The organism is Streptomyces sp. NPDC002463 (assembly GCF_042889835.1).
In the GTDB taxonomy this organism is placed as follows: domain Bacteria; phylum Actinomycetota; class Actinomycetes; order Streptomycetales; family Streptomycetaceae; genus Streptomyces; species Streptomyces nymphaeiformis.
Map to the genome: position 1 here is coordinate 35,782 of NZ_JBIARL010000003.1, position 25,287 is coordinate 61,068.

The window sequence follows — 25,287 nt, forward strand, 5'->3', positions numbered from 1 at the left end:
GGCAGGGTCAGTGGATGCCCGGCGTCTGTCGGGACCAGGGGCGGGCGCGTTCGAGCTGGCCGGCCAACCGGAACGGTGTGGACTCGTCGCCGTAGCGGCCGAGGAAGTGGACGCCGATGGGCAGCCCTGCCGGTGAACGGTGGAGCGGGACGGACATGGCCGGGGCGCCGGTGAGGTCGGCGACGACGGCGGGGAAGGCGATGAGGGGTGCGCTGTTGCGCGCGGTGCGCCAGGGGTCTTCCTCGGTGGAGGTCATCTCGCCCAGAGGAAGCGGTGGTTGGGCGAGGGTCGGGGTGAGGCAGGCGTCGTACCGGGCGAGGAAACCGGCGACGGTGCGGGCGAACGCCTGCAGGGTGGTGACGGCCGGCAGGTAGTCGCCTCCGGTGACCCGCCGGCCGTGCTCCCAGTAGGCACGGGTGTACGGCTCCAGCTCCTGCGGCCCTGGCTCACGGTCCAGTTCGTGGACCCAGTAGCCGACGATCCATGCCATCGCGGCGCCGAACACGGTGCCGATGGCCTCGCCCACCTCGTCGGCGAGGACCGGCAGGTCCTGTTCGACGAGGTCGTGGCCGAGGTCCGCACACAGCTGGACGGCGTCCCGCAGCGCGGCCGCGCAATCGGGGTGGACGGGGTGGCCGCCGCTGGTACGGAGGCTGTAGGCGATCCGTAGGCGTCCCGGGTCCCGTTCCGTCTCCAGGCGGAAGGGACCGGGCGCCGGCGGAGCGGGGTACGGGTCTCCGGGTTCCGGGCCCGAGACGGCGTCCAGGAGGGCCGCCGAATCCCGAACGGTGCGGGTGACGGCGTGTTCGGCGGCCCAGCCGCCGAAGGCGTCGCCGTAGGCGGGGCCGAGCGGGACTCGGGCGCGGGTGGGCTTGAGGCCGAACAGGCCGCAGCAGGAGGCGGGGAAGCGGATCGAGCCGCCCGCGTCGTTGGCGTGCGCGGCGGGGACCATGCGAGCGGCGACCGCCGCCGCCGAGCCGCCTGAGGAGCCCCCGGTCGTGCGGGTCGGATCCCAGGGGTTGCGGGTGGGACCGTGCAGCAGTGGTTCGCAGGTGGGGGCCATGCCGAACTCGGGGGTGTTCGTCTTGCCGAGCAGGACGAGCCCGGCGGCGCGCAGCCGCCGGACGAGTTCCTGGTCGTGGTGCGAGACGTGGTCCCGGAGGAAGGCCGAACCTTCGGTGAAGCGCACGCCGGCCTGCTCGGTGGCGAGGTCCTTGAGCAGGTACGGGACGCCGGTGAAGGGTCCGTCGGGGAGCCCTGCGCGGACCTGGTCGAGGGCGCGGTCGAAGGTGGGCGTGATCACGGCGTTGAGGCGGGGGTTGAGGCGTTCGATGCGGGTGATCGCGGAGGTGACGAGCTCCTCGGCGCTCAGTCGGCCGCTGCGGACCAGTTCGGCCTGGCCGGTGGCGTCGAGAGCGGTGATGCGCTCGATGTCGGTGGTGGCGAGGGTGGTCATGGCCGTGCCTCCAGGATGATGTCGAGCGGGGCGCTGTCCTGGGCGATGCGCCGGACGCGGGTGAGGCCGGCGACGGTGGCACCGGCCTCGAGCTTCGGGACGATGCCGTCGACGGCCGGTATCCACTCGGCGATCAGGCCGCGGAGGTACACGGGGCGGGTGAAGCGCTCCTGCGCGGCGCCGAGTGCGGGGTGGTGGTCGCCCCCGCCCGTCCCGCCGCCGGTCCGGAAGAACTCCTCGACGTGGTCGAGGTCCGCCCACAGCGCCTGGAGGCCCGGGAACACACCGATCACGTCGTCCGCGAGGACGGCGGCGTATGCGTCGGTGAGGGTGAAGCGGTCCGTGGCGGCGTCGTGATCGAGGTATCCGGCGACGGCGACGCCGCGCAGCCACTCGCGGACGTACCGCTCGACCAGACTCGTACGGGCGGCGAGTTCCGCCGAGGTCAGGGGGCCCGCGCCGGCGAGGGTGCGGAAGAGGCCGAGCCGGTCGCCGAGGACGATCAGCGGGGCGGTGCCCAGCAGGCGGGCCGTCCGGTCCGGCAACCGGGCCAGGCGGCGGGCCACCGTCTGTCCGACCGCGACCGGGACCGCTCCGCCGTCCCCGCCCGCGGCACGCAGCCGGGCGATCTGTTGCACGAAGAACGGGTTGCCCCCGGTGCGGCGCTGCACGGCGGCGGCCGTCTCCGCTCCGGTCTGCTCGCCCCACCGGTCCAGGAGCACGGCCACGTCAGCTAGCGGCAGACCGCCGAGCACGACGACATCCGCGTCCGGCAAGGAGAGCAGCGGGTGATCGGACGCAAGCTCGACGTCACGGTAGGTCCCGAGCAGGAGCAGTGGCTCGTGCCTGGCGCGCCGACCCAGGTGGCCGAGCAGCAGCACCGACGCGGTGTCCGCCCACTGCAGATCGTCCAGCACCGCGACCAGCGGCCTGCCTGCGTCCAGCAGGCGCTCCGCGACCCCTTCGAACAGTGCCGGCCGGGAGTCCTCCGCACCACCCCGCGCCGGCGTGCCGTCGCCGTCGCCGAGCGGCTCCGGTCGTCCGGTGACCGAGCGGAGGATCTGCTGCCAGGGCCACAGACCGGGCGCGGTTCCCCCGTCCTCGCAGCTGCCCCATGCCACCGCCGCCCCGAGGCTTCGTGCGTACCCCAGGACTTCGGCGGCGAGCGCCGTCTTCCCGATGCCCGGCTCCCCGGCCAGCAGCACCAGCCCGCCCTGGCCGACGGTGGCTGTGTCCACCTGACGGCGCAGAGACGTCAGCAGCGCGGCCCGGCCTACGAGGAGCGACTCGTCGTGCGGGCCCACTCCGGCATTGTCCCACCGGGCGGGGTTCGCCACGTGCTGCCCTCGGGCGGCCGGGCTCCACGCCTGCCCGGGCGCGGTGTTCACGTCCGTGGTGGTGCGCGGTGCCCGATCGGTTCCGCACGCCGGGCGGCCGGCCGCGCGCTCGGCGACCGCCACGGTGGCGAGGCAGTCATACGGGTACTCAGACCAGTGGTTCGCCGTCGTCGTCACCGTACGCGCGGTCGTCTTCACGCCGCGCCGGCAGCCGCAGGGTGAAGCGGGTGTGGCCGGGTCGGCTGGCGACCGTCGCCCGGCCGCCGTGGGCGCGGATCACGGCGTCCACGATGGCGAGGCCGAGCCCGGTCGAGCCGGTCGCGCGGGAGCGCGAGGAGTCACCTCTGGTGAACCGGTGGAAGACGCCGGGCAGCAGGTCCGGGGGAATGCCCGGGCCGTCGTCCGTGACCGCGAGGGTGACGCCTTCGGCCTCGGCGGCGAGGGCGACGGAGACCCGGGTGCCGGCTCGGGTGTGCCGGCCGGCGTTCGCGAGGAGGTTGGTCAGGACCTGGTGAAGGCGGTCGTCGTCACCGGTGACGTGGACGGGTTCCTCGGGAAGGTCCAGCTCCCAGTGGTGCCCGGGGTGCCGGGCGGTCGCGTCCGCCACGGTGTCGAGAACCACACGGGTCAGGTCCACGTCGTCCCGGCGCAGGCTGCGGCCCGCGTCCAGCCGGGCGAGCAGCAGGAGTTCGTCCACCAGGAGGCTCATGCGGCGGGACTCGGCGTCGATGCGTTCCAGGGCGTGCCTGACGTCGTCGGGCAGGGTGTCGCCGTGGCTGCGCAGGACGAGTTCGGCGCGGGCCCGCACCGTGGCCACGGGGGTGCGCAGTTCGTGCCCGGCGTCGGCGGCGAAGGTGCGCAGCCGTTCCTCGACCACGTGGCGGCGGTCCAGGGCGTCGCCGACATGGCCGAGCATCCGGTTGAACGTTCCGGTCAGCCGGCCGACCTCGGACTCCGGCTCGGTGCCGGGCAGCGGCGTCGGCATGGCGACCTGCCCCGTGGCGAGCGGGAGCCGGGTCACCTCGTCGGCGGTCGCGGCCAGTCGTTCGAGCGGGCGCAGGGAGAACCGGGTCCAGGCGGCGGCCGTCACCCCGGCCGCGGTGAGGACGACCGCGAACACGACGGTCTCCACGGCCGCGAGCCGGTGCAGCGTCTCCTCGACGGGGTGCAGGGGCAGTCCCGTCAGCAGGACGTCCCCGTCGTCGCCCGTCCAGGCCGCGACGCGGTACGAGCCGAGGTGGGCGAGGCGCAGGGTGCGGGGCCGGGCGTCCGGGGGCACCGCGGCGAGCGCCCGCGCGTCCTCGGCGGTCAGCGGCACCGTGGCATAGCCGGCGCCGCGCACCACGGCGGCCTGTTCGACCCGGCCGCCCAGCAGCCGGGCGCCGAGGGTTCCGTCGGCCTGGCCCCGGGTGTCGCCGCGGTTGTCCGCGTCGGGCCGGTCCTCGTGTTCGAGGCTGACCGCGAACCGGCCGCCGCTCGCCTCGATCTGCTGGTCGAGGCGGCTGACCAGGAAGCCGCGGAGCGCGATCACGGTGACCAGGCCGACGATCACGCTGCCGAGGGCGAGGATCACGACGAGTCCGGCGGTGAGCCGGGCGCGCAGGGAGTGCGGCAGTCGGGGCCGGATACGTGGCGCGCGGACACGCCACGACCGGGCGCGTGACGGGTGCGACGGGCTCTGTGGGGTCATCGGCGCTCGGGGCGCAGCACGTAGCCGACGCCGCGCACGGTGTGGATGAGCGGGGAGCGGCCGGCGTCGATCTTCTTGCGGAGATAGCTGATGTACAGCTCGACGACGTGGGCGCGCCCGCCGAAGTCGTAGCGCCAGACGTGCTCCAGGATCTGCCCCTTGGACAGGACGCGGCGCGGATTGCGCAGGAGGTAGCGCAGCAGCTCGAACTCGGTACGGGAGAGGTCGACGGGGACGCCGCCGCGGGTGACCTCGTAACCCTCCTCGTCCATGACCAGGTCGGCGACGGCCAGACGCGGTCCGTTGCCCTGCGCGACCGGGGCGAGCCCGGCCCGGCGCAGCAGTCCCCGGAGCCGGGCCAGTACCTCTTCGAGGCTGAACGGCTTGGTGACGTAGTCGTCGGCGCCGGCGGTGATGCCGGCGATCCGGTCCTCGACGGCGTCCCGCGCGGTGAGGAAGAGGACGCACACGTCGGGGCGGGCCGCGCGCAGCCGGGCCAGCACGTGCGGGCCGTCGTGGTCCGGCAGCATCCAGTCGAGGACGACCGCGTCGGGGCCGAAGTCCCCTGCGACCGCGTCGGCCTCGGCGGCCGTGCCCGCGGTGCGCACTTCCCAGCCCTCGGCGCGCAGGGCCGCGGCCAGCACTTCGGTGAGGTCCTGCTCGTCGTCGACGACCAGCACCCGGGGCCGGGTGCCGTCGGGGCGGCGCACCTCGGTGCGCGGCGATGGGTTCATGGTCCTTCCAGGATGCCGGACGGCACCGGACCGGAGATCCGCACCCGCCTCTGAGTTTCCTCTGAACGGGTCGTCGTCGCCCGCCCGTGCGCCGTCCGGCCCGGCGCGGGTCCGGAGCGGGCCGTCGGGCGCGCGCGGGGCCCGGTTCAGAGGCTTCTCACAGGATCGCGGACCACAGTGGGCGGGACCCGGCGACGTGCCGGGCGTCACGGGACCGAAGGCGAGGCAGCTCATGAGCACGGAAGTCGCGCGGACCGTGCGGCCGGGCGGCCGGCATCGCGTCGGTCGGACCGCCGGATCGGGGATCGCCGTGATGGTCGCGGTCCAGGCTCTGATCTGGACCGGGGCCGCGACGGTGCTCGGCCTGTGGTGGGTGGACACGGTCTCGGTGGTGGGTCCGGCCGGCTGGTTCACCGGGGCGGGCCGGATCACCGGTCTGCTCGCGGGGTACGCCTGCGCGGTGCTGGTGATCCTCATGGCACGGGTGCCGCTGCTGGACCGCACGGTGGGCACCGACCGGCTGGCCCGCTGGCACGCGGCGGCGGGCCGCTACACGATCGGGCTGACGCTGGCCCACGCGGTGCTGATCGTCGAGGGCTACGCGCTCACCGGCCGGACGGACCCGGTCACCGAGGGCGTCCGGGTGGTCCTGCACTACCCGGACATGCTCAAGGCGACCGCCGGGCTGCTGCTCCTGCTGGTGACGGCGGTGGTCTCGGCGCGCGCCGCCCGGCGCCGGCTCGGTCACGAGACCTGGTACTACCTGCATCTCCTCACGTACGCGGCGGTCTTCCTCGCCTTCGGTCACCAGCTCACGAACGGCGCGGACTTCGACCGGCCGGCGGCGCGGATCGCCTGGTACGTGCTGTACGTGGGGGCTGCGGCGCTGATCGTGTGGTTCCGGATGCTGACGCCGCTGCGGCTGTCACGGCGGCACCGGCTGCGGGTCGCGGCCGTCCGGCGTGAGGCCCCCGACGTGGTGTCGGTGCTCGTCACCGGCGAGCGCATGGACGAGCTCACCGTCCGGCCCGGCCAGTTCTTCCGCTGGCGGTTCCTGTCCCCTGGGCTGTGGTGGACCGCGTCGCCGTACTCGGTGTCCGCCGTGCCCGACGGGCGGAGCCTGCGGATCACGGTGAAGGCACTGGGCGGCCACAGCGCGGCCCTCGCCGCGCTGCGTCCCGGGACCCGGGTGTGGGCGGAGGGACCGTACGGGGCACTCACCGCGGACCGGAGCGCGGGCCGGCCCGCGCTGCTGCTTGCGGCCGGGGTGGGCATCACCCCGCTGCGGGTGCTGTTCGAGACGCTGCCGGAGGATCCGGTGCTGATCCACTGGGCCCGGCGGCCCGAGGATCTGGTGCTGAGACACGAGATCGACACCGTCGCGGCCCGGCGCGGCGCGCGCGTGTACTACTCCGTGAGCCACCCGGCCGGCTACCGGCTGGCGTTGGACGCAGAAACGCTGCGCGGTCTCGTGCCGGACGTCGCACGGCGGGTCTGCTACCTGTGCGGCCCGCCCGACTGGACCTCGGCGGCGCAGGCGGCGCTGCGCGCGGCGGGCGTGCCCGCCCACCGGATCCACCACGAGTCCTTCGCCCTCTGAGCGCGCCGTCCGACCGGCCCGCCGCTGCCGACGCCCGTTCCGCCGACCGACCCCGAAGGGGAATCCGATGCGCCGTACGCTGCTCTCCGTCGCCGTGACCGCGGCCGGGATCTGCTCGCTGCTCTCCCTGAAACCGCACCATCCGGCCGTCCCGCCGGTCGCCGTCGCCCCGACCGGACCCGGATCCTCCGGTACGAGCTCCGGGGGCCCGGTCTCCGGCACGTACACCGGGGACTCCATCGACACCCGGTACGGGCCGGTGCAGGTGCGTGTCACGCTCAGCGGCGGGCGGATCACCGAGGCCGTGGCGGTCAGGACCCCGTCGGAGAACGAACGCGACCGGGAGATCGCCGGCTACGCGGTGCCGATGCTCACCAGCGAGACACTGACCGCGCAGAGCGCGCAGATCGACACGGTGTCGGGGGCCACCTACACCAGCGAGGGCTACATCCGGTCCCTGCAGAGCGCGCTGGACCAGGCTCATGGGTGACCGGGCCGGGGTGGGCGGGGTTCCGTGGCGGCACGCCGAACCGGTGATGGGCACCGTCGTCTCGTTCACCCTCCGCCACCGGCCGACGCCCGTGTTGCGGGCCGCACTGGCGGACGCGGTGGCGCTGCTGCACGAGGCCGACCGGGTGTACTCCCCGTTCCTGCCGGACAGCGCCGTCAGCCGGCTGCGGCGCGGCGAGCTGGGCCGGGCCGACGCCCCGCCGGAGGTTCGCCGGGTACTGGAGCTGTGCGAACGGGCGCACAGCCGTACCCGGGGTGCCTTCGACGCCTGGGCGGACGGCCGGCCGGATCCGTGCGGTCTGGTGAAGGGCTGGGCCGCCGAGCGGGCCTGGCGGGTGCTGCGGGAGGCGGGCGCCACCGACGCGTGCGTGAACGCGGGCGGGGACGTACGGGTCGGCGGCGCGCCGGGACCCGCGGGTGTCTGGCGCACCGGGATCGCCGATCCCCGGCGGCCGGGGCGGCTGCTCGCGGTGGTGGCCGGACGGGACCACGCGGTCGCCACCTCGGGGACGACCGAGCGTGGCGCGCACATCGTCGACCCTCGCACCCGGGCCCCGGCCACCGGACTGCTGGCGGCGACCGTGACGGGCCCGGAACTGCTGTGGGCCGATGTCCACGCGACGGCGGCGATGGTCCTGGGAGCCGGCGAGGCCCATCGCTGGATCGCTTCCCAGCCGGGGTACGCCCTGCTCACCGTCGCCGCGGACGGCGAGGCGCGGGCGTCCGTCGACTTCCCCTTCGCTTCCGTGGAGCGCGGTTTGCCCGCCCACGCCGCGTAGGCCGTCACGTCCTCGACGGACTGCGCCGGAGGAGAGGCCGGGGAGAATCGACCGCCTGACCGATCGTTTCAGAACGAGTCGAGCTCGGGCCTTGCGCTCAGCGATCCCGGTCGGCAAGGTGCACGCGCCGCGACTCGGTGCCGGGGATCTCCGCCGGTGGGTCGCGGCGCCGGGCTCTGTCTTGTCAGCCCGGCCCGGAGGTGTCCAAGGTGAGGACCAGGAGGGTGACGTCGTCCTGGATCCTGGGGGCGAAGCGGCTCAGGTCGGCCCAGATCTCGTCGGGCAGCCGGTCCAGGCCGACACCGGTCATACGGGTCATCCGCTCGACGAAGGGGTAGAAGGCGCCGGATGCGTCCCGCGCCTCCACGACACCGTCCGACGCCAGGAGCAGGCGGTCCCCGGGCAGCAGCGACAAGGTGGTGGCGGTGCCGGGCATGATGACGTCGGCGAGGCCCAGTCCCAGGGGCGGTCCGGGGTCGAGTTCCAGGGTGCTCACGGCTCCCCCGCGCAGCAGGACCGGCGGCGGATGGCCACAGGCCAGGACCCGGACCTCCCGCCCATGCGGCGCGAAGTCCAGGAGGACGGCCGTGGCGAAGAGTTCCGCGTGCTCCGTCCGCGCCGAGTCGACCACGAGCCTGCGATCCAGCCGCGCCGCGATCGACTCCGCGTCCACATCGTCCAGTACGGCCTCGCGGAACGCCCCCATGACGGAGGCGACCGTCGCGACAGCCGACAGACCGTGTCCCTGCACGTCGCCGAGGACCGCCCGCACCCCGTGGGGGCCGGGCCGGACGTCGAAGAAGTCGCCTCCCACCAGCGTGCCTCGCTCGGCGGCGCGGTACAGGCTCGCACAGCGGACGGCCCCGACCCGCTGCCGCACGTCCGGGACGATGGCCCGCTGGGCCGTCTCGGCGACGGTACGTTCCAGGTCGAGCTGCTCGTCCCGGCGCCCGCGGACGAAGGAGACGAAGACGCTCAGGGTCGCGACGAAGCCGAGGGTGAAGACGTCGGTGTTGCCGGGCCGGTTCAGATGGAAGAGGGGAACGGTCAGCAGCACGATCGTCGCGGCGCCGAGCAAGGCGGTGGCCGACGGCCCGTAGGCCAGGACGGCCAGCGGAGGCACCGCGCCGAGCAGGAAGCCGATGTCCAGCGGAACGGAGTCGGTGAGCGAGGCCGCTCCGACCCCGACGAGCAGCAGCACGGGCAGGACCCGCACCCAGCGGGGCGGCGGAGCCCCTCGCAGCCAGCTCCGCCGGTGCCCACCCGTCGCCGCATTCCTCGGCTCCACCACACCACCAGGCTCCTACGTCGGCCTGCACCGCGCACTCCACGGCAGTCGGCGCGGCTGTGGTGACCGCAGCCGCTCGCGCGCGTGGGCCAGGTCGCCGCCCCACGTACGCGGGGCGGCGACGCACACGGTGACCGGGGACGGTCGCGGCCCGCGTCGGCGGCGGCCCGGCGGACGGCCTTCACCAGGTACTGACAGGTGGAACGGGGCGCATGCGCCCCCTGCTGGTCCCCGGGCCGGGCCGCATGCGGATTCGGACGGGACTCCGCCCGCGCGGCCTTCGGCTGCCGAAAGCGGTCGGGTATCGGCCGCGAGACCCACCGCCTCGATGCCGCCTGCCGTGCCGGCCGTGGCGCCGTCGACCAGCGCCCCTGCCCGTTCGGCATGAGGTGCGCCACAGGGGCCTTCGAAGGAAGGTCGGGCACTTCCGTACGCATCGTGCGCTCTGGTAGACGTGGTGGCGTACGTGTTCGATTCCTCCCGAAAGCCCCACCCATGAACCACGTCCCCGGCCCTCGTGCCGACCTCGTCGGCTTCAGCATCGACCTCACCGTCGAGGAGGCACGCCGGCGTGCCGAAGTCGTGGCGGCCCTCGGGCCCGACTGGGACCCCGTGGCCGTTCTGCGTGAGGAGGAGGCGGCGCACGCCCTGCTGTACTCGGGCTTGGACGAGGAGCAGCAGAAGCTTCACTCGATGCTGGTCGCGGCCGGTGTGCTGCCCGGGGAGGTGCCGGGCCGTGCGTCTTCCGCTTGATCCCCACGCCGACCCGGCCCGGCGGGCCTGGGTCGCGTGCCCCGGCTGCGACGACGCCCGGGAGTACGGGACCTGCCTGGACCGCCGAAACTGCCGGAGCCACTGGCGCTACCTGATCGCGAACAAGGGGCCCCGGGTCCACCTGCAGTGCCCGAACTGCACCCACATGTGGACCCTGGACACCTCCCGCGAGCGACTCGGCCGCCGGGACTGAGCTCAGCAGATCCGCGGCAGCTGCTCCCCGAGCGGCATGTCCACGATGCGGGTCCCGCCGAGTCCGGTGCGGGCCACCACCATGCCCGGATGGGCCTCGACCGCCTCGCCGATCACCGCTGCCTCGGCGCCCACGGGGTGGGCGCGCATCGCGGCCAGTACCTCGTCGGCGTGGTCACGCGGGACGAAGGCCACGAGCTTGCCCTCGTTGGCGACGTACATGGGGTCGAGTCCGAGCACCGCGCAGGCGTTGCCGACCGCTTCGGGGACCGGGACGGCACGCTCCTGGACGACGACGCCCGTGCCCGACGCCGCCGCGATCTCGTTCAGCGAGGCGGCCAGTCCCCCGCGCGTGGGGTCGCGCAGCACGTGCAGGTCCCGCGTGACGCCGAGCATCGCCTCGACGAGGCCGCCGAGCGGTGCGCAGTCGCTCGTGATCTCGACACCGAACTCGAGGCCCTCCCGTACGCTCATGATCGCCACGCCGTGCATGCCGATCGGGCCGCTCACGATCACCACGTCTCCCGGCACCACCCGTTGAGGGCGCAGGTCGACTCCGTCGGGGATCAGCCCGACCCCCGAGGTGTTGATGTAGACGCCGTCGCCGTGGCCGGCCTCCACGACCTTGGTGTCACCGGTGACGACCTGGACGCCGGCCGCGCGCGCCGCCGCGCCGAGGGCCTGCGCGACGCGGGCGACGACGTCGGTCTCGACGCCTTCCTCCAGGATGAACCCACAGGAGAGGTGGCTCGCCCGGGCGCCGCTCATGGCGAGGTCGTTCACGGTGCCGTTGACGGCGAGGTCGCCGATGCTGCCGCCGGGGAAGAACAGGGGGCGGACCACGAAGGAGTCCGTGGAGAACGCCAGGCGGGCGCCGCCGACCCGGATCTCGGCCGCGTCGGCGGTGTGGGCGAGGGCCGGCCCGCCGTAGGCGGGCGCGAAGACGTGCTCGATCAGCTCGGCGGACAGTGCTCCGCCGCCGCCATGGCCCATGACGATGCGCGGGTGGTCGCGCAGGGGCGCCGGGCAGGTCCAGGCGAGCATGTCGGGTGCCGGGGTGGTGCTGACGTCAGGCAAGGGGGCTGCCCTCCAGGGAGGCGGTGACCGGGGACGGGGTGCCGGAGGCCGCGCCCGCCGGCGCGGGAGGCCGCTGTCCGGGGGTTCCCGCGTCGAGCCGCCGGTAGAGGTAGTAGGCGGCGCAGGCGCCCTCGCTGGACACCATCGTGGCGCCGAGCGGGGTGCGGGGCGTGCAGGTGGTGCCGAACGCCTCGCACTGGTTCGGTTTCAGCAGGCCTTGGAGCACTTCGCCGCTGCGGCACTCGGCGGGCTCGCGGGTGTCGATTCCCGCGACGGAGAAGCGGTACTCGGCGTCGTGGTCGCGGTAACGCTCGGAGAGGCGCCAGCCGCTGTCCGGGATGACGCCGATGCCGCGCCAGGCCCGGTCGGTGATCTCGAAGACGTCGCTCAGCATCGCCTGTGCCGCCGGATTGCCCTCGGCCGGTACGGCGCGCTGATAGGCGTTCTCGACCGTGTGCTCGCCTCGCTCCAGCTGCAGCACGGTCCTGCGTACGCCTTCCAGGATGTCCAGCGGCTCGAATCCGGTGACCACGATCGGCACCCGGTGGCGGCGTGCGAGCTCCGGGTACTCGGCCGTGCCCATCACGCTGCAGACGTGGCCTGCGGCGAGGAAGCCCTGGACGCGACAGTCCGGGGACCGCATGATCGCGTCGATCGCCGGGGGGACGCGGACGTGCGACACGAGCAGGCTGAAGTTGCGGATGTTCCGCTTGCGCGCCTGATGGACGGTCATCGCGTTGGGCGGCGCGGTGGTCTCGAAGCCGATGCCGAAGAACACCACCTCGCGGTCCGGGTTCTGCTCGGCGATCCTCAGCGCGTCCAGCGGGGAGTAGACCACTCTGACGTCGCCGCCCTGCCCGCGGACCTGGAAGAGGTCGCGGCCCGTGCCGGGGACGCGGAGCATGTCGCCGAAGGAGCAGAAGATCACCCCGGGCCGGGAGGCGATCTCCAGGGCCTTGTCGATCATCTCCAGCGGGGTGACGCAGACCGGGCAGCCCGGACCGTGGATCAGCTCGATCCCGGACGGCAGCAGCTGGTCGATGCCGTGCCGGATGATGCTGTGGGTCTGGCCACCGCAGACTTCCATCAGCGCCCAGGGGCGGGTCACCGTCGCACGGATCTCGTCGAGCAGCCGGATCGCGAGATCAGGGTTCTGGAATTCGTCGATGTACTTCACGGCCGTACCTCTCCGCGGATGTCGTCCTGCGCCTGCCACTCGCTTCCCGCGGCCTCTGCGGCCTCCCACGGGTCTCCGAACTCCTCCTGGAGCAGGCCGAGGGTCTCGAACAGCTCCAGCGTCCGCCGGGCCGACTCCTCGTCGAGCTTCTGGAGGGCGAAGCCGACGTGCACGATGGCGTACTCACCGGGCTTCAGGTCCGGCAGGTACTCCAGGCACACCTCCTTGACCACGCCGCCGAAGTCGACCGTGGCCATCCGGGTGCCGTCGCGGTCCTCGACGTCCAGCACTCTTCCGGGTACCGCCAGGCACATGTGTGTCTCCTCACTGTCGCTCTCGTCGCGGAGTGCCGGGGTCCGCCCGGTCCGTGGTCCGGGCGGCCACGACGAGCTGGCCGAGGGCCAGTCCGCCGTCGTTCGGCGGAATCCGCCGGTGACGCAGGACGGTGAAACCGTCCTCCCCCAGTCCTCGGGCACAGGCCGAGGAGAGCATCGCGTTGGCGAACACTCCCCCGGTCAGGGCGACGGTCTCCACTCCGGTCTCGCCGCGGGCGGCGGCGCAGACCGTCCGCACCAGCCGGGCCACCGCGTGGTGGAACCGGGCCGCGACGACGGCCGCGGGGGTCCCGTCCAGCACGTCGGCGGCCACCGCCGCCAGAAGGGGCGCGGGGTCGGCCGTGTGCGGGTCTCCGGGTCGCGGCGGGTCGAGCCGGAAGGCGTAGCGCGGGTCCTCGGCCGCGGCGGGTGCGCGCAGGGCCGCCGCCTCCAGCTCGATCGCGGCCTGTGCCTCGTACCCCGCGTGCTGGCAGACCCCCGCGAGGGAGGAGACGGCGTCGAAGAGGCGCCCCATGCTGGAGGTCGGCACGCAGTTCAGATCGCGCTCCAACTGCCGCTCCAGCACGGGTAGTTCTCCAGGCGCGCAGGCGCGCGTGCAGGGCAGGGAGCGATCGGCGGCGAGGCCCGCGGCCCACAGGTGGGACAGGGCCATGCGGTAGGGCCGGCGTACCGCCGCGTCACCGCCCGGCAGGGGGACGTCGGCCAGGTGGGCGAACCGCCGGAACCCGGCGTAGTCCGCGAGGAGGAACTCGCCGCCCCACACGGTGCCGTCGAGACCGTAGCCGGTGCCGTCGAAGGCCACACCGATCACGGGGCGGGTACCGTCGAGACCGTTCTCGGCCATCGCCGCCGCGACATGCGCGTGGTGGTGCTGTACGGCGACCACGGGCCGTCCCGCAGCGTGTTCGCGGGCCCAGCGCGTGGACCGGTAGGCGGGGTGGCGGTCGGCGGCGAGCAGTCCCGGCCGCACGCCGGTGACGGACTCCATCTGCCGCTCGGCGGAGGCGAGGGCGGCCTGGGTGGCGAGGTCGTCCATGTCGCCGATGTGGGCGGAGAGCCAGGCCTGGCGTCCGTCGCCGAGGCAGAAGGTGTTCTTCAGGTCCCCTCCGACGGCGAGGGCGGGGGCGACCTCGACGGGCAACTCGACCGGCAGCGGCGCATAGCCCCGGGAGCGGCGCAACGTCAGCTGCTCGCCGTCGCAGACGCGGACGACGGAGTCGTCGCAGGGAACGTGGATCGGCCGGTCGTGCAGCAACCAGGCGTCCGCGAGGCCGGCGAGCCGGGTCAGGGCCTCCGCGTCGTCCGTGACGATGGGTTCCCCCGAGCGGTTGCCGCTGGTCATCACCAGCAGCCGGGGGCCTCCTTCCGGGTCGGTCGTGCCGAGGCCGAGGAGGAGGTGGTGCACCGGGGTGTACGGAAGCAGGAAGCCGAGGTCCGGGCTGCCCGGCGCGACCTCCGGCGCCGGCGCGGCCCCGGGGCGCGGCCGGGCCTCGGCGCGGCGGCGCAGGAGGACGACGGGCCGGACGGCGCCGGTGAGGAGTTCGCGTTCGAGCGGGCCGAGGTGGGCGAGGGGTTCGATGTCGGCGAGGTCCGCGGCCATCATCGCGAACGGTTTGTCACCGCGCGCCTTGCGGCGGCGCAGTTCGGCCACGGCGTCGGGGTTCGTCGCGTCGCACGCCAGGTGGTAGCCGCCGAGGCCTTTGACGGCGAGGATCGCGCCGGAGGCCAGCATCGCGCGCGCGGCGACGACCGGGTCGGCGCCGGGGTCGCGACCGGCGTCGGCCTGGCCGGGGCCCGGGGCCGGAGGGTTCCGGTCGGGGCCGGAAGCCGCAGCCGGACCGGAAGGGCCGGGGCGCACAGGCGCCGTGACCAGCCGCAGTCGGGGGCCGCAGCGGGGGCAGGCGACGGGCTGCGCGTGGAAGCGCCGGTCGGCCGGGTCCGCGTACTCCCGGGCGCAGTCCGCACACATCGGGAAGCCGGCCATGGTGGTGTGGACCCGGTCGTACGGCAGTCCCGTGACGATCGTGAACCGCGGGCCGCAGTTCGTGCACGTGATGAAGGGGTGCAGGTACCGCCGGTCGGCCGGGTCCGCGAGCTCCGCGAGGCAGTCGTCGCAGGTGGCGGTGTCCGGCGGGACGAGGGTGCGGACGGCGCCGCCGTGGCGGGAGGGCACGATCGTGAAGCCGCTGCCGCCGCTCGCGGTCACCTCGGCCGCCTCGACCGACTCCACCCGGGCCAGGGGCGGGGCGTCGGGCGCGAGCCGGGCGCAGAAGGACGCGACGTCCGCGGGGTCGCCCTCGACCTCCGCGACGACGCCTTCCGCGGTGTTGGTGACGTGGCCGGACAGCCGCAGACCGGTGGCGAGGGCGTAGACGAACGGCCGGAAGCCCACGCCCTGCACGACACCGCGGACGACCACGCGGCTGCGCCGCGGGACGGTGACGGGGGCGGGCCCGGGCCGCGCCGTGGTCACGCGCCGGCCTGTGCCATCGCCGGGGTGTGGACGCTGTTCCCCTCGGCCACCGCGAGGGCCCGGTCGAGCAGCGTGCCGACGCCCCGGCCGTCACGCACCGAGCTGAGGACGACCTCGACGCCGGGGTTGACCTGCTCCACATGGGCGCGGAAGGCCTTCTCGTCGAACTCCGCGGCCTCGGCCATGTCGGTCTTGGTGACGATCACCAGCTGGGCGAGGCCGAACGCGGTGGGGTACTTGAGCGGCTTGTCCTCGCCCTCGGTGACCGAGGCGAGGACCACGCGGAGGGACTCCCCCAGGTCGTAGCCGGCGGGGCAGACGAGGTTGCCGACGTTCTCGACGAACAGCAGCCGGACCGACTCGGGCAGCCAGTCGTGCAGGTGCCGGGCGACCATGTCGGCCTCCAGATGGCACAGGCCGTCGGTGAGCACCTGCTTGACGGGGGCGCCCGAGCGGGCCAGGCGGCGGGCGTCGTTCTCGGTGGCCAGGTCGGCGGTGAGCGCGGCGGCGGCGACGCCCCGTTCGCCGGCGAGGGTCAGTTCGCGCTCCAGCAGGGCGGTCTTCCCGCTGCCGGGGCTGGAGAGCAGGTTGATCACGGTGGTCCCGCGGGCGTTCAGCTCGGTGCGCAGGATGTGTGCCGCTGCCTCGTTCCTGGCGAGGACGGCGCGCTGGAGGTCGACGGCTCGGCACATGCTCAGCTCTCCTCGGTGATCGGTTGGCGACGTCGCTCGTGCGGCGTGTCGGGGCAGGCCCAGCGGACCTCCCGGATCTGCAGTTCACGGCCGGAGAGCAGTTCACCGGCCGCGGCGCCGCAGCGGGGGCAGAGCAACCGGGGCGGCATGCCGACCGCCCAGTCCGCGGCGCACGGTCCGCAGCGCGCGGTGCCCGGGACGGTACGGGTGATCAGCTCGGCACCTTCCAGGACGGTTCCGGCGCAGGCGAGTTCGAAGCAGAACGCGAGGGCGTCGGCGACGACGCCGGCCAGCTCGCCCACGTCCAGCTCGATGCTGGTGACGCCGACGACGCCACGGGACCTCGCCGCGGCCTCGACCTGGTCGACGACGGCGACCGCGAGGGACATCTCGTGCATCGGTCTCCGTCCTGGGCGCGGGGGCGGTCTCGGGCGCCATTAGAGAACGGGGGGCGGCGGGGGCACGCCCGGCGCGCCGGGACCGGACGTCGGTGTCGTCCGTTCGGTGCAGCCGCCGCCACCGGACCCGCGGGTGCGTCACATCCTGCTGATGCGCAGATAGCGCCGGAGGTCGGGGAGGACTCCGACGACGACGGCCACGACGGCCAGGGCGGCGGTGGCGGCGATTGCCGCGCCGAGGACGTTCCTGTGCATGGTGCTCTCCGTTTCGGTCTTCATACGACGGCTTCCTGGCGGACCAGTTCGATCACCATGCGCACCGCCTCGGGCACGGCCGCGGCGACCTGCGGGCTGAGCCCGATGCCCTCGTCGAGGCAGGCCGGTTCGCAGCCGACGACGAGGATCCGCCGGGGCGGCGCGGCCCCGGTTCCCGCGCACAGGGTGTCGAGCAGGGCGAGGACGGCATCGGGCGTCATCCGGTGGCCGTCGAGCGGCGCGGGCTCCGTGCCGGAGCCGCGGTCGCCGGCCGCCGAGGCGTCGATCAGATAGAGCGTCCCCGGTTCGCCGCCGCGTGCGGTGACGTCGACGAGGACGAGGGTGTCCCAGCCGTCGAGGAGTTCGTAGGCGAGGTGGACGCCCCGGACGCCGACGTCGGCCAGTTCGACGGAGGCGGGGAGTTCCTCGCGGGTGAGCCGCCGCAGGGTCTCCACCCCGAAGCCGTCGTCACCGAGGAAGACGTTGCCCACCCCGGCCACGAGGGTGCGGGGCGTGCCGGGTGCCAGGGCGTCGGGCGCGGGGCCGTTCACACGTCCTCCAGGGCTTCGACCTCGTCGGGCTGGAAGTAGAGGAACCGGCCCTGTTCGCGGCGGATGTCGGCGCCCGGGTCGTCCTCCACGGTCACCGCGATGTGGACTCCGCCGTCGACGTCGTGGAGGACCGCCTCGACCAGCGCGCTGCGCCCGTCGAGGAACAGGTCCTGGGCGTCCGTGCGGCGCAGCCGGGGGCGCAGGACGACCCTGCTGCCCGCGCGGACCGGGCGGCCGTCGACAAGGACGTGGTCGCTGCCCGGATCGACTCCGGTGTCGCCGCCCGGGTCCCACCAGGGCGTCTCCGGTTCGAGGATGTTCCCGCTCTGCTTCGGGGGCTCCGTGACGCTCTGGAGGCTCCGTACCGCCCCGTGGAGGCGTTCGAGCACCTCGGGCGGCATGGTGTCCGCCAGCTCGATCACGGCCGCGGCGCGGGCGTCGGTCCCTCTGGCCTCGCGCTTCTCCTCGTCGGTGAGGGCGGCCGTGCGCAGGGCGAGGATCTCGTCGATCTCGGTCGCGTCGTAGAGGGCGCCAGGGCTCTCGGGCGCGATGGCCGGGTGGTCCTCCAGGATGATCGGCGAGGAGAGCACCAGGTCGTCGCGGCCGGGTTCGCCGGCCAGGACGGGCCAGGTGTGCAGGTTGCGGCAGGCGGCGACGGCACCCTTCGCCCACTCCGGCGGGTCGGTCATCGACAGGAACGAGCCGCCGTCGATGCGGAGCAGCGTGTGCGTGGCGACGAGGGAGTACGGCAGCGCCGCGTGGCGGTCGGTGTCCCGCTCGGCGGTCCAGTCGCTGGTGTTCTCCACCGTGACCGAGAGGCGCTCGACCCGGTACGGGCCGTCGAGTTCGGCCGCCGAGACCCTCAGGGTGCCGCTGATCTCCTCGCGTCGGCGTACGAGTCGGCCGAGGACGCGTCCGTCGGTGTCGGTGACCTCCTCCGTCTCCTCGGCGGCGGGGCGGGTGAAGGGCAGGGCGGTGCCGTCGCCCCGCAGTTCGGCGACGGGGACGACGAGCGTGACCCGTTCCTCGACGCCCTCGTCCCAGGCCATCAGGACCCGGTCGGTCAGCCGGAGTTCGCCGACCGGGGCGAAGGTGCCGTCCTTGCGCAGTTCCTCGACGGTACGCCGCTGGGCGCGCAGGAAGCGGACCTCCACGGCGAGTTCGGCACCGGTCCTGGGCTCCATGAGGCACTCGGTGAGCTGGAAGTCGTGCTCCTCGGCGGCGGCGCTCCAGGACGGCGGCACCAGGACCCCGAACTGCCAGCGGAGCCGGTTCTTCGCGGCGGACGCGCGGTACGGGTAGAGGACGTACCCCTCGAAGAGGACGGCGTCGGCGACGTGCCGGGCGACGGCGAACCGTGCCTCGGTGCCGGGGGTGAAGGCGACGGTGGTCATCGTGTCCTCTCCCCCGCCGCTTCGAGCAGGGACTCGACGGTGGCCTCCCAGGACGGAAGGGCCCGGCGTGAGCGGTAGGCGAGCAGGGCGTCCATGGCGTCGCCGGGGAGACGGATCCATCCGCAGCCGGGGAAGTGCTGGTCGATCATCTCCCTCCACACCTTCACGGGCATGCGGTGGGAGACCTCCTTGTCCCAGGGGACGGGCTCGACGTGGAAGCCGCCGGCGCCGGTGAAGGCGGTGCCGGAGAAGAGCAGGAGCAGCGGGACGTCTCCGTCGGAGAGCGCCCGGAGGTAGCGGGACGCGGCGATGTCGGTGTCGTAGGTGCACGGCACGACGAGGTCGGTCTCGATCTCGTCGGTGAAGCCGGGCACCATGACGGAGGCGTGGGCGAACTGGACCGGGTTGAGGCTGCTGCCCCACCGGGAGCGTTCGCCGAACAGGTCGCCCAGGGCCTCGGCCTCGTGGTCGTCGTAGCCGCGCCGGGCGGGTTCGACGCGGATCTGGCAGCGCAGGGCCATGGCGTGGACCCGGGTGCCGCCGGTGGCGGTGATCCGCAGCCGGAACACGAGCGTGGGTCCGGCCGCGTAGGCGTCGGCGCGGACGTCGGTGCAGCTGAAGGAGAACTCGGTCACGGCCGACTCCCCTGCGGCTCGCGGGCCAGACCGCGGACGCGGGCGAACAGGTCGTCGAGGTCCGCCCGCGCCTCCGCGCCTCCGTCGAAGCCCTGCCAGCGCAGGCGCATGCGGCCCACCAGTTCGTAGCAGAGGTCGACCGGGACGAGGAAGCACTCGGTGCGGCCCTCGTGGCGGCGCAGCAGCAGGGCCTCGACGTCGGGTTCGAGGAGGGCGCCGAGCCGAGTGGCGTCGAGTACCGACCGCCAGGCCCCTTCGTCCGGTTCGCTCTCGGTGGCGCCGGCGGGGCTCGGGTAGAACGCCACCGGCCGGTCGAGGGCGGAGTTGCGGAAGAAGAACGCGACCGAGACCGGGATCCGCAGCGACTCCCAGGCCCGGTCGTCGATCCGGTGGTCGGGGTCGCCGAGGAATCGGCCGGGGACCGCCCGGAACCGCCCCGGGGAGGCTGCGGAGCGGTCCATGAGCTGCGCGCACGGGCCGCAGGCGCAGACCAGGGCCCGCTTGTCCGTGTCGACGAGATGCGGGTGACGCTCCTCGGCCGCCAGCGGGGCGCCGCACAGTTCGCAGCGCTCCTCGCGGGGTGGGCGGGGAGTGGTGAACCGGCGCAGACCGGTGGTCGCCGGGGGCCGCACGGCGCTGTTCGGCGGCCCGTTCACAGGGCGGCCGACGAACGGCCGTCCGCGCCCGCGGGCGACGGACGGGTGCCGATCTGGAGCAGCGCCGGTTCACGCGGGGTGCGGCTCTCCAGCTCCACGCCGGTCACCTCGGGGGCGAAGCAGGCGAGGGCGTCCGCGGCCGCCTGCCGGACGGACTCCTGGGTGCCGGAGCAGCCGCAGCCGGTCGAGGCGGTGACCCGCAGCCGCAGCACGCCCGTCGCCGGATCGAATCCGGCGTTCTCCACGGGCTGCGGCAGGGCGGACAGGGCGCGGGCGATACGGGTCTGCGCGTCCTCGGGGTGCAGTCCGTGCAGGTTGAGGAGGCTCGCGACGAGTTCGTCCGCGAGCAGCGGGCCCAGCGGGTCGGCGGGCGGACGGGCGGCGGGGCGCCCGAGGAGCTCGACGACGCGGGCGATGCCGCTGCCGTAGAACTCCATGAGGACGCGGACGACTTCCTCGGCGGCGGCGCAGGCCTCGGCGTCGCCGCTCTCGGCCAGCCGGTCCAGGACCTCCTCGACCCGCCGGCCCGCCTGTTCGGCGGTGGTCGCGCTCATCCGGCCAGACCGCTCAGGCCGGTGGGCACGTGCATCTGCTTCACGGTCCTGCCGTTTCCCGTGTACATGTGGACGCCGCACGGCAGACAGGGGTCGAAGCTGCGCACGGCGCGCATGATGTCGATGCCCTTGAAGTTCTCGGGCGTGTTCTCCTCGAAGATCGGGGTGTTCTGCACCGCGTCCTCGTACGGACCGGGGGTCCCGAACGTGTCCCGCGTGGAGGCGTTCCACGGCGTCGGCGGGTAGGGGTGGTAGTTGGCGATCTTCCCGTCCCTGATGACCATGTGGTGCGAGAGGACACCCCGTACGGCCTCGGTGAAGCCGACGCCGATGGACTCGTCCGGCACGTCGAACTTCTCCCACGTCTGCGTGCGTCCGGCGCGGACCTCCTCCAGGCCCTTCTCGGCGCAGTGCAGGGCGACGGCGGCCGCGTACGCCTGGAAGTAGGTCCGGGCGCGGTTGCGCTCCAGGGCGTTGCTCCACTTCGGGATCTTCCACTCGAAGGTGGTCTCCGGCTTGGTCATCGTCCGCGGGAGGTTGATGACGACGCTGTGTCCGGTGGCCTTGACGTAGCCGATGTCGACGAGGCCGGAGAGCGCGGTGGACCACAGGCGGGCGATGGGGCCGCCACCGGTGTCCAGGGCCAGGTGGTCCTTGCCGTCGAACCAGCGCGGGGACATGACCCAGCTGTACTTGTCGTCGAAGTTGCGCTTCTGCGGGGCCGGGATCGTGTGCTGGTTCCACGGGTGGCGCGGGTCGACCGGGTTGCCCAGCGGATCGTGGGTGACGAACTGCTCCTGGCCCTGCCAGTCCTCGTAGTACGAGCTGCCGAGCAGGATGCGGATGCCGAGGTTGATCTCGGTGAGGTCGTTGGTCACCAGCTTGCCGTCGACGACGACACCGGGGGTGACGAACATCCGCCGGCCCCAGTCGGTCATGTTGGCGTAGGTGAAGTCGCAGTGCTCGGGGTCGTTGAGCGCTCCCCAGCAGCCGAGCAGCACACGGCGGCGGCCGACCTCCTCGTAGCCGGGCAGCGCCTCGTAGAAGAAGTCGAAGAGGTCGTCGTGGAGGGGGACGACCCTCTTCATGAACTCCACGTAGCGCATGAGGCGGCTCATGTAGTCGGTGAACAGCTGCACGGACGCGACCGTGCCGACACCGCCGGGGTAGAGGGTGGAGGGGTGGACGTGCCGCCCCTCCATGAGGCAGAACATCTCCCGGGTGTAGCGGCTGACCTGGAGCGCCTCGCGGTAGAACTCGCCTTCGAGGGGGTTGAGGGAGCGCATGATGTCCGCGATCGTGCGGTAGCCGTGCTCGGCGGCGTGCGGCGCCTCGGTGCGCTCGGCCAGCTCCAGGACGCCGGGGTTGGTCTCGCGGACCATCTTCTCGCAGTAGTCGACCCCGACCAGGTTCTCCTGGAAGATGTTGTGGTCGAACATGTACTCCGCGGACTCGCCGAGGTTGATGATCCACTCACCGAGGTGCGGCGGCTTCACGCCGTACGCCATGTTCTGCGCGTACACGGAGCAGGTGGCGTGGTTGTCACCGCAGATGCCGCAGATGCGGCTGGTGATGAAGTGCGCGTCGCGGGGGTCCTTGCCCCGCATGAAGACGCTGTAGCCGCGGAAGACGGAGGACGTGCTGTAGCACTCCGCGACGCGCTTCTGCTTGAAATCGATCTTCGTGTGGATGCCGAGGCTGCCCACGATCCGGGTGATGGGGTCCCAGGCCATCTCCACAAGGCCGGAGCCGTCACCCGTCGTCTTCGCAGGAGATGCCATGGTCGCTGTGGTGCCCTTCGTCAACTCTTCGACTACTCGAACAGTGGGATGGATGGGGGGTACTGCAGGGGTGGTGCGATGGCGTCACGGTCACCAGGGCGGCCGGTAGCCGGTGGTGATGCGCTCGCCGGTGTGCCGCCACTTGGGCTCCTTGTCCACGGTCCTGGCCGTGATGGTCCGCAGGCGGCGGATGACGGAGCCGTACACGCCGCTGGCGGTGCTGGAGACCTTGCCGCCGGGAGGTTCGTCCATGAACGGCATGAACTTGTCCGGGAATCCGGGCATCGTGCACGCGATGCAGATGCCGCCGACGTTCGGACAGCCTCCGACCCCGTTGATCCAGCCGCGCTTGGGGACGTTGCACTTGACGACGGGGCCCCAGCAGCCGAGCTTGACCAGGCACTTGGGCGAGTCGTACGTCGAGGCGAACTGGCCCTGCTCGTAGTAGCCGGCCCGGTCACAGCCCTCGTGCACGGTCGCGCCGAACAGCCAGGTCGGCCGGAGCTTGTCGTCCAGCGGGATCATGGGCGCGGAGCCGACGGCCTGATAGAGCAGGTAGGTCAGCGTCTCCGCGAAGTTGTCCGGCTGGATCGGGCAGCCGGGCACGCACACGATGGGGATGCCGGCATGCGACTTCCAGTCCCAGCCGAGATAGTCCGGGAGGCCCATCGCGCCGGTCGGGTTCCCCGCCATGGCGTGGATGCCGCCGTACGTGGCGCAGGTGCCGATCGCGACCACGGCGAGGGCCTTGGGTGCCAGCCGGTCGATCCATTCGCTGGTGGTGATGGGCTGACCGGTCTCCGGGTCGTCGCCGAAGCCGCTCCAGTAGCCCTCCTGCTTGATGGCCTCGTTCGGGATCGACCCCTCGACGACCAGTACGAACGGGTCGATCTCGCCCCGCTCACCCTTGAAGAACCACTCGATGAACGTGTCGGCGCCGCCCACCGGACCGCACTCGAAGTCGATCAGTGGCCAGTGGACCGCGATCCTGGGCAGCCCTGGCAGCCCCGCGAGGGCGATCTCCTCGATGCTGGGCTGCATGGCGGCGGTCAGGGCCACCGAGTCGCCGTCGCAGCTCAGACCCGCGTTGATCCAGAGGATGTGGATCGGCTTCTCTTCGCTGCCGGGTGCGGCACCCTGGTCCTCGACCGGGGCCGGCTCTACTGCGCTCATGGGTCGCCTCCTGAGGAGGGATGGGGCGAAGGCCTCATGTCGGGCCTGGGTCTTGCTTAACAGTCGGCCGATCCGGCCGCGCCCGCACCTGGGCCGTTCGGGAGCGGCGCTCGGGGGACCTCCTTCCGGACGAAGGCCCGGCGCCGTGCGTGGTAGCTCGCGGCGGGATCGTCGAAGATCGTCCGCATCCGGGAGAGCTCCCGCTCCCGGTGGGCCGCAAGGGGAGCGAGGGACTCCCGGCGCTCGTGCTCCGCCTTCTTCGCCGCGATCCGCGGCTGAAGACCGCCACGGGATGCCAGGCGGAGGGCCAATCGGGTGATCTCGGCGGCGAACTCCCCGGGTCCGCAGTCGACGACCCGGTCGACCAGACCCATGTCCAGCGATGCCGCCGCGGACACCGGCCGGGCCTCTTCGGTGAGGCGCGCGGCCAGGGCCTCGCCCACCTTCCCGGGCAGGGTGCGGGTCCAGTACTCCGATCCGTACAGCCCCATGCGCCGGTAGTGGGGATTGAGCACCGATCCCGCACGGCACCAGACCTCGTCGGCGGCGAGGGCGAGCATCACCCCGCCGGCGGCGGCGTTGCCGCCGATCGCGCTCACGACGAGCCGGTCGGTCGTGGTGAGAACCGCCTCGACCAGGTCGTTCATGGCGTTGATGTTGGCCCAGGACTCGGCGGCCGGGTCGGCGGCGGCCTCGATGACGTTCAGATGGATGCCGTTGGAGAAGAAGTCACGCTGCCCGCCGAGCACCAGTACGGAGGTGGGGCGCCCGCGGGCGGTCTCGTACGCGTCCAGCAGGCGGCGACACTGGTCGGTGCTCATCGCCCCGCCGGGGAACGCGAAGGACAGGACACCGACCGGTCCCTGCTCGCGGTACCGGATGTCGGACCAGGTCCGCCGGCCCGGCACCGGGTCGGCGGGGGCCGGCAGTTCGGGGAGCTCCGGCAGCCGGCCCGCGAGGGCAAGGGTGGCCGGGAGCTTGCAGGCACGCGGCCTGCCGGGGCCGGTGCGGGCGCGGAGCTCGGGGAGCCACACCGCGCCGTCCGCGGTGGCGCGGCAGACCGCACCCGCCCGGGTGGCAAGGAGGGCACCGGGCCGCCCGCGCAGACCGTCCTCCGCGTGGCCGCCGTGCAGGAACCACTCGGCCCCGAGCAGCCGGTCGGGTACACCGGGCTGCGAATCGGCGGCCCGCAGGGTGCGCAGAACGGTGTCGGTGGTGTCCTCGCCCCACGCGATCCGGCGCTCCTCCTGGCGGAGAGCGGGACGGACGCGGATCTCGCCGGTCTGGGAGCGCGGTGTCGCCCCGGCGGCGACCCTCTCGACGGCGAGGAGCACGGCGGCCACGGCGGCGTCGGACAGCTCGTTGCGGTACAGATCGCTCTTGCCGACCTCCGGAACGGGGAAGGTCGCGGACGCCCAGACGTCGCCCGCGTCCATCTCGTCGTCGGCCTGGAGGACCGTCACGCCCCACTCCTCGACCCCGTCGTGGATCGCGTGGTCCAGCGAGGACGGGCCCCGATCGCCCACGGGCCCCGGGTGCACGATCAGGCAGAGGTGCGCCGTCCACACGTCGCGGGGCACGACGGCCTTCAGCATGGGAGCCACGACCAGATCGGGCGAGTGGCGCGCCACGGCCTCGCGCACGGCCGCCCCGTCGGGGGTGACCTCGACGGGAACGGTGTGCCCGCGGTCGCGCAGCTCGACCAGGACGCGCTGGGTGAGGCTGTTGAAGCTGCTGGCGACGAGCAGGATGCGCATGGACGGGCCTTTCCGGGTT

Annotated in this window: 25 protein-coding genes; 5 read left to right on the forward strand and 20 right to left on the reverse strand. The window is 73.3% G+C overall.

Annotated features, from left to right (window positions below):
• Window positions 1-7: 7 nt before the first annotated feature.
• From ACFYX3_RS08180 to ACFYX3_RS08195, 4 genes are read right to left on the reverse strand one after another with little or no spacing between them, the layout of a single operon-like run.
• A complete protein-coding gene (locus ACFYX3_RS08180; protein ID WP_389009579.1) occupies window positions 8-1,456 on the reverse strand; it encodes an amidase in 1,449 nt (482 codons plus the stop codon).
• Window positions 1,453-2,970, reverse strand: coding sequence for an AAA family ATPase (locus ACFYX3_RS08185; protein WP_389009581.1), 1,518 nt, complete (start codon window positions 2,968-2,970; stop codon window positions 1,453-1,455). Before ACFYX3_RS08185 ends, ACFYX3_RS08180 begins: the two co-directional genes overlap by 4 nt.
• Complete coding sequence (locus ACFYX3_RS08190; protein WP_389009584.1) at window positions 2,942-4,483, reverse strand: sensor histidine kinase; 1,542 nt, start codon at window positions 4,481-4,483, stop codon at window positions 2,942-2,944. Before ACFYX3_RS08190 ends, ACFYX3_RS08185 begins: the two co-directional genes overlap by 29 nt.
• Window positions 4,480-5,217 (reverse strand): response regulator transcription factor, encoded by a 738-nt coding sequence (locus ACFYX3_RS08195; protein WP_376591176.1) that lies wholly within the window; start codon window positions 5,215-5,217, stop codon window positions 4,480-4,482. The genes ACFYX3_RS08190 and ACFYX3_RS08195 overlap by 4 nt, the downstream gene beginning before the upstream one ends.
• A 232-nt stretch (window positions 5,218-5,449) precedes the next feature.
• Between ACFYX3_RS08195 and ACFYX3_RS08200 the strand changes: the two genes are divergently transcribed.
• The 3 genes from ACFYX3_RS08200 (at window position 5,450) to ACFYX3_RS08210 (ending at window position 8,106) form a co-directional block, all read left to right on the forward strand.
• Complete coding sequence (locus ACFYX3_RS08200) at window positions 5,450-6,817, forward strand: ferric reductase-like transmembrane domain-containing protein (RefSeq protein WP_389009587.1); 1,368 nt, start codon at window positions 5,450-5,452, stop codon at window positions 6,815-6,817.
• 67 nt (window positions 6,818-6,884) lie between these two features.
• The gene (locus ACFYX3_RS08205; RefSeq protein WP_389009590.1) at window positions 6,885-7,307 is read left to right on the forward strand and encodes an FMN-binding protein; all 423 of its coding nucleotides are present in this window, start codon (window positions 6,885-6,887) and stop codon (window positions 7,305-7,307) included.
• Window positions 7,300-8,106 (forward strand): FAD:protein FMN transferase, encoded by an 807-nt coding sequence (locus ACFYX3_RS08210; protein ID WP_389009593.1) that lies wholly within the window; start codon window positions 7,300-7,302, stop codon window positions 8,104-8,106. Before ACFYX3_RS08205 ends, ACFYX3_RS08210 begins: the two co-directional genes overlap by 8 nt.
• Window positions 8,107-8,290: 184 nt before the next feature.
• Here ACFYX3_RS08210 and ACFYX3_RS08215 read toward each other — a convergent pair whose 3' ends face one another.
• Entirely contained in the window at window positions 8,291-9,397 is a 1,107-nt protein-coding gene (locus ACFYX3_RS08215) for a PP2C family protein-serine/threonine phosphatase (RefSeq protein ID WP_389009596.1), read from the reverse strand.
• Between the two features lie 492 nt (window positions 9,398-9,889).
• Between ACFYX3_RS08215 and ACFYX3_RS08220 the strand changes: the two genes are divergently transcribed.
• Window positions 9,890-10,147 carry a DUF6400 family protein gene (locus ACFYX3_RS08220; RefSeq protein WP_389009599.1) on the forward strand — a complete coding sequence of 86 codons (258 nt, stop codon included), beginning with the start codon at window positions 9,890-9,892 and terminating at the stop codon, window positions 10,145-10,147.
• On the forward strand, window positions 10,131-10,361 hold the full coding sequence (locus ACFYX3_RS08225; RefSeq protein ID WP_389009602.1) for a hypothetical protein: 231 nt from the start codon (window positions 10,131-10,133) through the stop codon (window positions 10,359-10,361). The genes ACFYX3_RS08220 and ACFYX3_RS08225 overlap by 17 nt, the downstream gene beginning before the upstream one ends.
• Before the next feature lie 2 nt (window positions 10,362-10,363).
• Here ACFYX3_RS08225 and hypE read toward each other — a convergent pair whose 3' ends face one another.
• The 15 genes from hypE to ACFYX3_RS08300 all read right to left on the reverse strand — a co-directional run bounded on the left by hypE (window position 10,364) and on the right by ACFYX3_RS08300 (window position 25,268).
• Window positions 10,364-11,404, reverse strand: coding sequence for a hydrogenase expression/formation protein HypE (gene hypE / locus ACFYX3_RS08230; RefSeq protein ID WP_389010524.1), 1,041 nt, complete (start codon window positions 11,402-11,404; stop codon window positions 10,364-10,366).
• A gap of 25 nt (window positions 11,405-11,429) precedes the next feature.
• On the reverse strand, window positions 11,430-12,614 hold the full coding sequence (gene hypD / locus ACFYX3_RS08235; protein ID WP_376591190.1) for a hydrogenase formation protein HypD: 1,185 nt from the start codon (window positions 12,612-12,614) through the stop codon (window positions 11,430-11,432).
• Window positions 12,611-12,928 carry a HypC/HybG/HupF family hydrogenase formation chaperone gene (locus tag ACFYX3_RS08240; protein ID WP_376591192.1) on the reverse strand — a complete coding sequence of 106 codons (318 nt, stop codon included), beginning with the start codon at window positions 12,926-12,928 and terminating at the stop codon, window positions 12,611-12,613. Before ACFYX3_RS08240 ends, hypD begins: the two co-directional genes overlap by 4 nt.
• 10 nt (window positions 12,929-12,938) lie before the next feature.
• Window positions 12,939-15,422, reverse strand: coding sequence for a carbamoyltransferase HypF (gene hypF, locus ACFYX3_RS08245; RefSeq protein WP_389009607.1), 2,484 nt, complete (start codon window positions 15,420-15,422; stop codon window positions 12,939-12,941).
• Window positions 15,419-16,114: a hydrogenase nickel incorporation protein HypB gene (hypB, locus tag ACFYX3_RS08250; RefSeq protein ID WP_376591196.1), complete on the reverse strand. Its 696-nt coding sequence runs from the start codon at window positions 16,112-16,114 to the stop codon at window positions 15,419-15,421. Before hypB ends, hypF begins: the two co-directional genes overlap by 4 nt.
• 2 nt (window positions 16,115-16,116) lie before the next feature.
• Window positions 16,117-16,512 (reverse strand): hydrogenase maturation nickel metallochaperone HypA, encoded by a 396-nt coding sequence (locus ACFYX3_RS08255; protein ID WP_376591198.1) that lies wholly within the window; start codon window positions 16,510-16,512, stop codon window positions 16,117-16,119.
• Window positions 16,513-16,650: 138 nt separating this feature from the next.
• Window positions 16,651-16,791: a DUF6893 family small protein gene (locus ACFYX3_RS08260; protein WP_382653535.1), complete on the reverse strand. Its 141-nt coding sequence runs from the start codon at window positions 16,789-16,791 to the stop codon at window positions 16,651-16,653.
• A complete protein-coding gene (locus ACFYX3_RS08265) occupies window positions 16,788-17,318 on the reverse strand; it encodes a hydrogenase maturation protease (RefSeq protein WP_389009613.1) in 531 nt (176 codons plus the stop codon). The genes ACFYX3_RS08260 and ACFYX3_RS08265 overlap by 4 nt, the downstream gene beginning before the upstream one ends.
• Window positions 17,315-18,712 (reverse strand): hypothetical protein, encoded by a 1,398-nt coding sequence (locus ACFYX3_RS08270; protein WP_389009616.1) that lies wholly within the window; start codon window positions 18,710-18,712, stop codon window positions 17,315-17,317. The genes ACFYX3_RS08265 and ACFYX3_RS08270 overlap by 4 nt, the downstream gene beginning before the upstream one ends.
• A complete protein-coding gene (locus ACFYX3_RS08275) occupies window positions 18,709-19,347 on the reverse strand; it encodes a DUF6084 family protein (RefSeq protein ID WP_389009619.1) in 639 nt (212 codons plus the stop codon). Before ACFYX3_RS08275 ends, ACFYX3_RS08270 begins: the two co-directional genes overlap by 4 nt.
• Window positions 19,344-20,003: a DUF5947 family protein gene (locus tag ACFYX3_RS08280; protein WP_389009622.1), complete on the reverse strand. Its 660-nt coding sequence runs from the start codon at window positions 20,001-20,003 to the stop codon at window positions 19,344-19,346. Before ACFYX3_RS08280 ends, ACFYX3_RS08275 begins: the two co-directional genes overlap by 4 nt.
• The gene (locus ACFYX3_RS08285; protein ID WP_389009625.1) at window positions 20,000-20,557 is read right to left on the reverse strand and encodes a hypothetical protein; all 558 of its coding nucleotides are present in this window, start codon (window positions 20,555-20,557) and stop codon (window positions 20,000-20,002) included. The genes ACFYX3_RS08280 and ACFYX3_RS08285 overlap by 4 nt, the downstream gene beginning before the upstream one ends.
• Complete coding sequence (locus tag ACFYX3_RS08290; protein ID WP_389009628.1) at window positions 20,554-22,338, reverse strand: nickel-dependent hydrogenase large subunit; 1,785 nt, start codon at window positions 22,336-22,338, stop codon at window positions 20,554-20,556. The genes ACFYX3_RS08285 and ACFYX3_RS08290 overlap by 4 nt, the downstream gene beginning before the upstream one ends.
• Window positions 22,339-22,428: 90 nt before the next feature.
• The gene (locus ACFYX3_RS08295; protein WP_388858106.1) at window positions 22,429-23,511 is read right to left on the reverse strand and encodes a hydrogenase expression protein HypE; all 1,083 of its coding nucleotides are present in this window, start codon (window positions 23,509-23,511) and stop codon (window positions 22,429-22,431) included.
• A gap of 56 nt (window positions 23,512-23,567) precedes the next feature.
• Window positions 23,568-25,268, reverse strand: coding sequence for a hydrogenase maturation protein (locus ACFYX3_RS08300; protein ID WP_389009631.1), 1,701 nt, complete (start codon window positions 25,266-25,268; stop codon window positions 23,568-23,570).
• Window positions 25,269-25,287: the final 19 nt, after the last annotated feature.

Excerpts from the sequence above, each read along its gene's own strand:
- hypE (WP_389010524.1), bottom strand. The coding sequence starts at position 11,404 with ATGCTCGCCTGGACCTGCCCGGCGCCCCTGCGCGACCACCCGCGCATC.
- ACFYX3_RS08210 (WP_389009593.1), top strand. The coding sequence starts at position 7,300 with ATGGGTGACCGGGCCGGGGTGGGCGGGGTTCCGTGGCGGCACGCCGAA.
- ACFYX3_RS08260 (WP_382653535.1), bottom strand. The coding sequence starts at position 16,791 with ATGAAGACCGAAACGGAGAGCACCATGCACAGGAACGTCCTCGGCGCG.
- ACFYX3_RS08295 (WP_388858106.1), bottom strand. The coding sequence starts at position 23,511 with ATGAGCGCAGTAGAGCCGGCCCCGGTCGAGGACCAGGGTGCCGCACCC.
- ACFYX3_RS08205 (WP_389009590.1), top strand. The coding sequence starts at position 6,885 with ATGCGCCGTACGCTGCTCTCCGTCGCCGTGACCGCGGCCGGGATCTGC.
- ACFYX3_RS08195 (WP_376591176.1), bottom strand. The coding sequence starts at position 5,217 with ATGAACCCATCGCCGCGCACCGAGGTGCGCCGCCCCGACGGCACCCGG.
- ACFYX3_RS08190 (WP_389009584.1), bottom strand. The coding sequence starts at position 4,483 with ATGACCCCACAGAGCCCGTCGCACCCGTCACGCGCCCGGTCGTGGCGT.
- ACFYX3_RS08220 (WP_389009599.1), top strand. The coding sequence starts at position 9,890 with ATGAACCACGTCCCCGGCCCTCGTGCCGACCTCGTCGGCTTCAGCATC.
- ACFYX3_RS08285 (WP_389009625.1), bottom strand. The coding sequence starts at position 20,557 with ATGAGCGCGACCACCGCCGAACAGGCGGGCCGGCGGGTCGAGGAGGTC.
- ACFYX3_RS08270 (WP_389009616.1), bottom strand. The coding sequence starts at position 18,712 with ATGACCACCGTCGCCTTCACCCCCGGCACCGAGGCACGGTTCGCCGTC.
- ACFYX3_RS08290 (WP_389009628.1), bottom strand. The coding sequence starts at position 22,338 with ATGGCATCTCCTGCGAAGACGACGGGTGACGGCTCCGGCCTTGTGGAG.
- ACFYX3_RS08200 (WP_389009587.1), top strand. The coding sequence starts at position 5,450 with ATGAGCACGGAAGTCGCGCGGACCGTGCGGCCGGGCGGCCGGCATCGC.
- ACFYX3_RS08240 (WP_376591192.1), bottom strand. The coding sequence starts at position 12,928 with ATGTGCCTGGCGGTACCCGGAAGAGTGCTGGACGTCGAGGACCGCGAC.
- ACFYX3_RS08255 (WP_376591198.1), bottom strand. The coding sequence starts at position 16,512 with ATGCACGAGATGTCCCTCGCGGTCGCCGTCGTCGACCAGGTCGAGGCC.
- ACFYX3_RS08300 (WP_389009631.1), bottom strand. The coding sequence starts at position 25,268 with ATGCGCATCCTGCTCGTCGCCAGCAGCTTCAACAGCCTCACCCAGCGC.
- ACFYX3_RS08180 (WP_389009579.1), bottom strand. The coding sequence starts at position 1,456 with ATGACCACCCTCGCCACCACCGACATCGAGCGCATCACCGCTCTCGAC.
- hypB (WP_376591196.1), bottom strand. The coding sequence starts at position 16,114 with ATGTGCCGAGCCGTCGACCTCCAGCGCGCCGTCCTCGCCAGGAACGAG.